This is a genomic window from Streptomyces sp. NPDC057654 (genome assembly GCF_042800135.1).
In the GTDB taxonomy this organism is placed as follows: Bacteria; Actinomycetota; Actinomycetes; order Streptomycetales; family Streptomycetaceae; genus Streptomyces.
In genome coordinates this window covers 1-9275 of record NZ_JBHVHQ010000289.1, presented here as the reverse complement: position 1 = coordinate 9275, position 9275 = coordinate 1, and the positions used below count along the sequence as shown (strand labels likewise).

Below are 9275 nucleotides of genomic sequence, written 5' to 3'. Positions count from 1 at the left end.
CGCCGCCGCGGCGAAGGCGAGCGGCGGCGAAGCCGGGGGGCTCGCATGACCGACCAGGCCGTCCTCCAGCAGGCGGAGCCCGCCGAAGCCGAGGACCGCGCGGACGGGGTGCGCGCCGGGAAGCTCCTGCCCGCGTCCTTCGCCCAGCGGCGGCTGTGGTTCCTCGACCAGCTCGACTCCGGCAACAGCGCCTACAACCTCGTGGCGGCCCTGCGGCTGCGCGGGCAGCTCGACTTGGCGGCGCTGCACTGGTCCCTGAACCGCATCGTGGACCGGCACGAGGCGCTGCGCACCGTGTTCCGCGCCGACGCGGCGGGGGAGCCCCAGCAGTACGTGGCACCGGGCCTCACGATCCCGCTCCCGGTCACCGACCTGACGCGGGAGCCCGAGGCCGGGCGTACGGAAATGGCCCGCGCCTTCATCGAGGCGGAGACCGAGCGCGTCTTCGACCTCGCGCGAGGACCGCTCCTCAGAACCCTGGCGGTGCGCCTCGGCGAACGGGACCACGCCCTGGCCGTCATCTGTCACCACACCATCTGCGACGGCTGGTCCATGGCCCGCCTCTTCGAGGAGCTGTCCGAGCTGTACGCGGCCCGTACGTCCGGACGCGAGCCGGACCTGGCCCCGCTGCCCCTCCAGTTCGGCGACTACGCGGCCCGCCAGCACCGCGAACTCGCGGGCCCCGAGGCCGAGAAGGCGCTCGACCACTGGCGCGACCGGCTGGCCGACGCGCCCGCGCTGCTGGAGATCCCCACCACGTATCCCCGCCCCGCCGTGCAGGGATTCGACGGGGCCGCCCACACCATGACGTTCGATCAGGAGACATGGCAGGCGGTACGGACCGCCGCGCAGCGCAACAAGGCCACGCCGTTCATGCTGCTGCTGTCGGTGTTCGCGCTCCAGCTCTCCCGGCTCTCGGGCGCCGAGAACCTCGTCGTCGGCAGCCCCAGCGCCGGGCGCGCCCGCTCCGAACTCGCCCCGCTCATCGGCATGTTCGTCAACACCCTGCCGCTGCGCGTCGACTTGAGCGGCGACCCCGCCTTCGAAGAGGTGCTGCGCCGAGTGCGGCGCAGCGCGCTGGACGCCTTCCCCCGTCAGGACGTACCGCTGGAGCGGATCGTGACGGAGCTCGGCCCGGAGCGCGAACGCAGCCACGACCCGCTGTTCCAGGCGATGTTCGCGGTCCAGCAGCCGCTGACCACGCCCCACCTGACCGGAGTGGAAGCGGACGTCTTCCCGGTGACCCCGCGGACCACCTTCACGGACCTCTGGCTGGAGATCCGCCCGCACGACGACGGCGCGGACTGCGTCTTCCGCTACCGCACCGAGCTGTTCGACGCGGAGTCCGTGCGGCGTATGGCCCGGCAGTACCGGCACGTCCTGCGCACCGCGCTGGACGACCCCGGAACGCCGCTGTCCCGGTTCTCCCTGACGGATGAGGAGGAGGCCGGCCTGCTGCTCGGGCAGTGGAGCCGAGGCCCGGCCGCGTACGCCTGGGACGGCCCGGTGCACGAGATGATCGACCGGCAGGCGCGGCGCACCCCCGACGCCACCGCGGTCGTCTTCGAAGGAGACCGGCTGAGCTACGCGGAACTCGCGGGCCGGGCAGACGAGCTGGCTCGCCATCTCGTGGAGCGGGGCGCGAGTGCGGACGCACCCGTCGCCGTCTGCCTGCCGCGCGGTACCGGTCTGGTGACGTCCGCCCTGGCGGTCCTCGCCGCCGGGAGCGCCTATCTGCCGCTGTCCCCGGAGGACCCGCCCGCACGGCTCGTACAGATGCTGCGCGCGGTCGGCGCGGCGCACCTCCTCACCACCGGCGAGCTCGCCCCGCTCCTCGCCGACGCCGGGGCGCCCGTAACCGCCGTGGACGCCTTCGCCTGGGCGGACGGGCCGCGTGACGGTACGCCGATGGCGGCCGGTCCCGTCGGGCCCGACCGCCTCGCGTACGTCATCCACACCTCCGGCTCCACGGGCACGCCGAAAGCGGTGGGCGTCCCGCACCGGGGCCTGGCCAACCGGGTCCGCTCCATCCAGGCCACCCACGGCATCGGCCCCTCGGACCGGGTGCTGCACAAGACGCCCTGCACCTTCGACGTCTCCGTGACGGAGCTGCTGTGGCCGCTGACGACGGGCGCGGCCCTCGTCGTGGCCGCGCCGGGCGGGCACCGCGACCCCGCGTACCTCGTCGAGCTGATCGAACGGGAGCGGGTGACCACCGCGCACTTCGTGCCGCCGCTGCTGGAAGCCTTCCTCGAAGAGCCTGGCCTCGACCGCTGCGCGTCGCTGCGGCGCGTGCTGTGCAGCGGCCAGGAGCTGCCCCGTACGACACACGACCGCGCCCTCGCCCGGCTTCCGGTGCGGCTCTACAACGCGTACGGGCCTACGGAGGCGTCGGTCGAGGTGACCGAGTGGGAGTGTGCGGCCCCGCCCGCGGGCGCGGAGCTCGCCGAGGACGTGCGGGTGCCCATCGGGCGGCCCGTCGCGGGGGCCGAGACGTACGTGCTCGACCGCGAGCTGCGGCCGGTTCCGGTGGGCGTGCCCGGCGAGCTGTATCTGGGCGGCGCGGTGCTCGCCCGCGGCTATCTGGGGCAGCCGGCCCTGACCGCCGACCGGTTCGTTCCGCATCCGTACGCTCCGACGCCGGGAGCGCGGCTGTACCGCACAGGCGACCTGGTGCGCTGGCGGGCCGACGGGAGCCTTGACTTCCTGGGCCGTAACGACCACCAGGTCAAGGTGCGGGGCGTACGCGTCGAGCCCGGCGAGATCGAGAACATGCTCCGCGCCCACGCGGGCGTACGGGAAGCGGTCGTGATCGCGGCGGTTCCGGACGGCGCCGCCGGGGCTGAGCTCGTCGGCTACCTCGTACGGCAGGGTCCGGTGTCGGCGGGAGGCGCTGAAGATGACGACGCTTTTGCCGCCGCGGTGGGTGCCTACGTGCGCGACGGGGGGCCGGGTTACTTGTTCCCGGCCAATGTGGTGGTCGGGCCGGGGTGGCCGCTCACGGGGCGGGGCATGCTCGACCGCGCGGCCCTGCCCGCACCCGCCGCGGCCCCCGCGCACGACCGCGTGGCCCCACGGGACGGCATCGAGCGGACGCTCGCCGGCATCTGGACGCAGGTGCTGGGCCGCCCGCAGGACGACGTCGACGAGGACTTCTTCGCCGTCGGCGGCGACTCGCTCAAGAGCATCCAGATGGTGCACCGGGCCCGCGAGGCAGGGATCGTCCTGCGCGTCGGAGATGTCTTCCACCACCCGACGATCAGTGAACTCGCCGACCACGTACGGCAGTCCACTCAGCGGCGTTCCATCACGGCTGACACCCAGGAGGTCCGGTGAAGAGCCCCTGGCTGCTGCGCTTCCCGCCGCGCCCGGACGCGAAGGTACGCCTAATATGCCTGCCGGGGGCGGGCAGCTCGGCGTCCATGTACTACCCGTGGTCGACGGCGTTCCCTCCGGAAGTGGAGGTCTGTGCCGTTCAACTGCCGGGCCGTGGCGGCAGGTTGCGCGAGTCTCCGTACCGTCGCATGGAGCCCCTGGCCGACGCGCTGGCCGAGGTGGTAAGCGCCGAGTGCGACCGGCCCCTCGTGCTCTTCGGGCACAGCCTCGGCGCACTCGTCGCGTACGAGGTGGCCGCCCGTCTGCGGGACCTGCCCGGTGGCTCCCCGGCCGCCCTCATGGTGGCCGCGCACAAGGCCCCGCATCTGGGGAGCGCCCGGGTGTCCGTACACGACCTGACGGACCATGACCTGCTCGCCTTCATCGACCGGCTCGGCGGAACGTCACCGGCGGTGCTGGCGCGGCCGGAGATCAGAGCGATGGCCCTGCCCGCCCTGCGCGCCGACTTCGAGCTGGACTACACCTACGCGTACCGCGAGCGGCCGCCCCTGACCATCCCCATCAGCGCGTTCGGCGGGATGGAGGACACCATCGTGTCCGAGGACGAGGTGGCGGCCTGGGAGCCGCTCACCACCGGCGGCTTCACCCACAGTCAGCTGTCCGGCGACCATTTCTTCCTCACGGCGCCCGAGGGCGCGGCGATGCTGTCGCGGATGCGCGGCACGCTCCTCGACCTCGTAGGACCCGCAGGATCCGCAGGGCCTGAAGGCCCGGAACCGCCCGGCCCGTTCGTACGGACAGACACCGGCGACGCCGCATTCGGCGCCCGGCCCAGCAGAGAGGACCGCGTTTCCCATGTTCGAGGATGACGACCGCCGGTACACCGTGGTCCGCAACCACGAGGACCAGTACTCCGTCTGGCCCGAGGACCGCGCCGCCCCCGACGGCTGGGAGCCCGTGGGCGTGTCCGGCTCCAAGAGCGACTGCCTGTCCCACATCACCGCTGTGTGGACCGACCTGCGGCCCCTGAGCCTGCGCTCGTAGCCGTCGAATCAGCGCACCGGCCCGCAACGAGCCGTGATGAGTCCGCAACGAGGAGGAAAGCAGCACGTGTTCGCCCAGCTCACTCTGCACCGCATATTCGAGGAACAGGCCGCGCGTACCCCCGACGCGCAGGCCGTGACGGATGGCCGGGAATCCCTGACGTACCGACAACTCAATGATCTCTCGGATCGCTTGGCCTCCGCCATCACCCGACACAGGCCCGCCCCCGGCGCTCGGGTGGGGCTGTATCTGCGGCGCGGCAACGATGTGGTGGCCGCGGCCATCGCCGTCCTGAAGGCCGGCTGTTCGTACGTACCGCTGGACCCGTCCTATCCGCCGGAGCGGGTGCGGTACATGGCGCATGACGCGTCCCTCGATCTGGTGGTGGCCGATCAGGACGCCTCGGCGGTGCTTCCGGACGCCACCGTCATCGACGTCGAGGAAGCCTACCGGCGCGCTCCCGAGCCGCAGGTCGGACAGTCGACGGCAGAGGCGGCCCCGGACGCGCCGGCCTACGTGATCTACACATCCGGGTCGAGCGGCGACCCCAAGGGCGTCGTGGTCTCCCACCGGAACGTCACGGCGCTGCTCGACGCCTGCGACCAGGTCTTCGATCTGCGCGGCGACGACGTGTGGACGCTGTTCCACTCCCCGTGCTTCGACTTCTCCGTATGGGAGATGTGGGGCGCGCTCACCCACGGCGCCCGGCTGGTCGTGGTGCCGACCGAGGTCGCCCGCTCGCCCGACGCGATGCTCGACCTCGTCGTCGCCGAGCGCGTCACCGTCCTCAACCAGGTTCCCTCGGTGTTCCGTTACCTCTCGCGGTCGGCGGTGGCCCGGGTCGAGGACACGGGCGAGCGGCCGGAGCTGATGCTGCGCTACATCATCTTCGGCGGCGAGGCGGTGGACCTGGAAGCGGTACGCGCCTGGCGCCGCGTGCACGGTACGGGGTCCGAGTTCTTCAACTCGTACGGCATCACCGAGACCACCGTGCTCGCGACCTACCGGCGGCTGCCCGAGAGCGAGATCGACGCGCTGCCGGCGGTGAGCCGGGGCGCGTCGGCGGACGGTTCCGCGGCGGCGGGCGTGACCCCCGACCCCGAGCTGAACATCGGACGGCCGCTCGACGGCTTCGAAGTGGTGCTGCTCGACGAGTGGGGCGGTCGCACCCCGCCCGGACGTATCGGGGAACTCTGCCTGTCGGGGCCGCAGTTGGCCATCGGCTACCTCGGACGGCCGGAGCTGACCGCGGAGCGGTACCCCCTGCTCGACCTCGCGGGCACGGGGGAGTTCCGGCGCTACTACCGCAGCGGCGATCTGGCCGTGGCCCTGCCGGACGGCACCTGGGAGTTCGCGGGGCGGGCCGACGACCAGGTGAAGATCAACGGATATCGCATCGAGACCGGCGAGATCGAGAGCGCGCTGCACGGCACCGAGGGCGTACAGGACCTCGTGGTCCTGGCGGTCACCAGCCGCATCGGCGAGCGCATGCTCACCGCGTTCTATGCGCCGATCCCCGGCGCCGATGACGAGGGCGGCGTGGGCCGGGACGTGCTGGCCGAACGGCTCACGGCCCGCGCCAAGGAGTCGCTGCCCGCCCATATGGTGCCCCGCCGCTTCGTGCGGGTGCCCGCGCTGCCGCTGACCCCGTCGGGCAAGACCGACAAGCGCGCGCTCACCGCGCAAGCGTCATGACCCACGCCCGGAGGACGACCCATGGCTGACGACACGACCCACGACCGGCCGCAGCAGGGCCGCGGCGCCGGGTGGGCCGCGCCGCGCGACGAGCTCCCGCTGTCCGCCGTACAGGAGGCCATGTGGGTCTCCTGGCAGCGCGCCCCCGAACGCTGGGAGCACATCATCCCGCTGGCCCTCGATGTCAGCGGCGACCTGGACACGGAGCGACTGCGCGCCGCGGTGACCGAGGTGACGCGACGTCACCCCATGCTCCGGGCCCGCGTCGTCGAGACCCGCACCGGAACCCGGCTGTCCTGGATCAACGCGGAGCCCGTGCCCTTCACCGTCCGTACGGTGACCGCCGAGCGCTACGACGCCATCGTGGCGGCGCGCGCCCCCTTCGACCTGAACCGCGGACCGCTGGCGCGGGTCGAGCTGCTGTACGGGCCGGACTACACGCTGCTGCTGCTCACCGTCCACCACCTCGTCCTCGACGGCACCTCGGCCCCCCTGCTCCTGGACGAGCTGCGCCGGGCCTACGGCGGGGAGCGGCTGGGGGAGCCGGACGCCCTCGTCCCGTACGTCGCCCACGCCCAGCGCTCATGGGAAATGGCGCTCGGTGCCGGGGGCGATCCTCTGCGGGACTACTGGCGCACCGTGCTGAGCGGCGCCGACGCCCAGGCCCGGCCGCTGCTGCCCGTACGCGCCGAGGCGGACGGCTACCGGCAGTTGCGGCAGTCCATAGACCCGCAACTGTCTTTACAAGTGCGGGCGTTGGCGCGCCAACTGAACGTCACCTACTTCACCGTCATGTTCGCCGCGCTGTTCGTGACGCTGCACCGCCACACCGCCTCGGACGACATCATCGCGTCGGCCCCCTACCACGGGCGGTCGGCCCCGGCCCTGGACGGACGCGTCGGTTTCTTCGTCAACGTCCTGCCGTTCCGGGAGCGGCTCGACGGCTCCCGGACGTACGCGGAACTGGCGCGCGGCCTGCGGGAGCAGGTGCGGGCCGGGACCCGCCACGGAGACCTGCCGCTGCCCACGATCCTGCGGACGGCGGGGCTGACCGGGTCGGCGGGCCGTGACTGTACGCATCAAGTGGTCCTCCAGTACTTGCAGTTCGGGCACTTCGAGGAGGACGGGTCCTGGCGCGGCGGGCCGGATGTGGGGCGGCTGCGGTTCGAGGGCGGGGACGCGCCGTGCGAGCTGCGGCTGCTGGAGCTCACGGACGTACCGGACTACCGGCTCACCGTCATGCTGATGGAGGACAGCCACGGCAGCCGCATGCTGTGGAAGGACGCCGACGGCTCCCTCGGCCCGGAGCTGCTCGCCTCGCTGGCACGGGACCACCTGGCCGTCGTCGCGGACATGGTCGCCGCCCCGCACCGCACGGTGGGGGAGAGGCTGGCGCTGCTGCCCGCCGTGGGCGTGCCGCCCACGAGGACCGCGACCGAAGCGCCGGCCCCACCGGTACGACCCACTGGCGGCGGTGAGCGGCGACAGGAACCGGCCGAGGCCCCGACAGTCTCGCCTCGGGCGACATCGTCCCCGACGGTCCGCGGGATCGCCTCGCCCACCGCCGTCGCGCTCGCCATGATCTGGCAGAGCGTGCTGGGCGTGCCCGTGGTCTCGGCCGAGGACTCCTTCTTCGAGCTGGGCGGGCACTCCCTGCTCGCGACCACGCTGCTGACGCGCGTCGGCAGGCGCTTCGGCGTCGACCTGTCGATCCGCGACCTCTTCACCCACCCCGGCTTCGGCGAGCTGGTGGGCGTCATCGAACGCGCCGCCGCCGACGCGCCGCCCGCCCCGGCCGATGCCGCCCCGGCGCGCCCGGAGCCCGAGGGCGCCTTCCCGGCCTCCGGGTTCCAGGAGAGCATCTGGCTCGCCCAGCGCCTGGACCCGGTCCACGCGACGTACCATGTGCCACTGTCCTGGGAGGTGGACGGCGAGCTGGACCCGGCGGCGCTATGCGACGCGCTCGCCGCCGTGATCGCCCGGCACGAGATCCTGCGCACCCGCTTCCTGGACCGCGACGGCCGGCTGTTCCAGGAGGTGACCCCGCCGTGGACCCCGGACATCGAGCGGGCCGACCTCACCGGGCTGACCGGGCCCGAGCGGGAGGCGCGGCTCGGCGAATGGGCCGATGAGGCCGCGTCCGCCCTCGTCCCGGAGGATGGACGTCTGCTGCGTGCCGCGCTGTTCACCGTCGGGCCGCGGCGTCACGTGCTGTCGCTGTGCGTCCACCATCTCGTGCTCGACGGCGAGTCGGTGCCGATTCTCGTACGGGAGTTGGAGCGCTGTTACGAGCCGGTGGACGCGGAGGCGGTTCCGTCGGAGCCCCGGCAGCAGTACCGCGACCTGGTGGCCGCCGAGGCCCGGAAGTCGGCTGTGGCGGATGATGTCGCCTACTGGTGCCGCCAGTTGAAGGGAGCGCCAAGCTCTCTCGGTCTGAACGCACCAGCGACAGCGCAGCCGTTGGGGAACCTGGGTCTGGCCCTGGGGCCCGACGTGGCGCGCGAGGTGCTGCCCGTACAACGCGCGGAGAAGGTCTCGGCCTTCATGATCCAGGCGACCGCGGTCGCCGCCGCGCTGCACCGCTGGACCGGGCTGACGGACCTCACCTTCGGCATCCCGGTGGCCCATCGCGGACCGTCCGAGTTCCAGGACGTGATCGGGCCGTGCCTGAACACGCTGGTGCTGCGCTCCCGGTGCACGGCAGGCATGACGCTCGCCGATCTGCTGCGGGTCCTGCGGGAGGAGACCATCGACGCCTTCGAGCACCGGGCGGCCTCGTTCGAGGATGTGGTGCGCGGTCTCGCGCCGAGGCGGTCGCCGGGGCACACGCCCTACGCGGACGTGCTGCTGAACAGCGTCAGCCTGTCCAACTGGTCGGGGTGGCTGGGGGACGCCCGGATGAGCCCCGTGGATTTCGTCGCGCGGCGCACGGAGACCAGCAAGTTCCCGGTGACCATCACTTTCGCCGAACGGGACGCCGCTCTGCGGGGCTCCTTGGCCTACCGGGGCGACCGGGTCGGGGCCGAAGCCGCCGGGCGTCTGGCGGAGGAACTTTCTGTAATCCTCAACAATTTTCGGGTGCTGCTGCCGGAATCGGTATTCGGTCAGGACGCCGACGGGCCGGCTGGAAGGAACGGAGCGAACTCATGAGGAAATTTCGGTTCGGCGTCAATCTGAATTCAGCCACCAGTCATCAGGAG

Annotated in this window: 5 protein-coding genes; all 5 read left to right on the top strand. The window is 72.4% G+C overall.

What is annotated here, in order from left to right:
* The first annotated feature begins 45 nt into the window (after positions 1 to 45).
* The 5 genes from ACFU99_RS21510 (at position 46) to ACFU99_RS21490 (ending at position 9225) form a co-directional block, all read left to right on the top strand.
* Positions 46 to 3336 (top strand): amino acid adenylation domain-containing protein, encoded by a 3291-nt coding sequence (locus ACFU99_RS21510; RefSeq protein WP_384394345.1) that lies wholly within the window; start codon positions 46 to 48, stop codon positions 3334 to 3336.
* Positions 3333 to 4205, top strand: a complete 873-nt coding sequence (locus ACFU99_RS21505) for a thioesterase II family protein (RefSeq protein ID WP_384394344.1) — start codon at positions 3333 to 3335, stop codon at positions 4203 to 4205. The genes ACFU99_RS21510 and ACFU99_RS21505 overlap by 4 nt, the downstream gene beginning before the upstream one ends.
* Complete coding sequence (locus ACFU99_RS21500) at positions 4192 to 4380, top strand: MbtH family protein (protein WP_384394342.1); 189 nt, start codon at positions 4192 to 4194, stop codon at positions 4378 to 4380. The genes ACFU99_RS21505 and ACFU99_RS21500 overlap by 14 nt, the downstream gene beginning before the upstream one ends.
* A 66-nt stretch (positions 4381 to 4446) precedes the next feature.
* Positions 4447 to 6075: an amino acid adenylation domain-containing protein gene (locus ACFU99_RS21495; protein WP_384394340.1), complete on the top strand. Its 1629-nt coding sequence runs from the start codon at positions 4447 to 4449 to the stop codon at positions 6073 to 6075.
* A gap of 21 nt (positions 6076 to 6096) precedes the next feature.
* Positions 6097 to 9225 (top strand): condensation domain-containing protein, encoded by a 3129-nt coding sequence (locus ACFU99_RS21490; RefSeq protein ID WP_384394338.1) that lies wholly within the window; start codon positions 6097 to 6099, stop codon positions 9223 to 9225.
* The last annotated feature ends 50 nt before the right edge of the window (positions 9226 to 9275 follow it).

Bases quoted from the DNA above. Each gene is read 5' to 3' on its own strand.
- ACFU99_RS21510 (WP_384394345.1), top strand. From the start codon at position 46: ATGACCGACCAGGCCGTCCTCCAGCAGGCGGAGCCCGCCGAAGCCGAG.
- ACFU99_RS21500 (WP_384394342.1), top strand. From the start codon at position 4,192: ATGTTCGAGGATGACGACCGCCGGTACACCGTGGTCCGCAACCACGAG.
- ACFU99_RS21490 (WP_384394338.1), top strand. From the start codon at position 6,097: ATGGCTGACGACACGACCCACGACCGGCCGCAGCAGGGCCGCGGCGCC.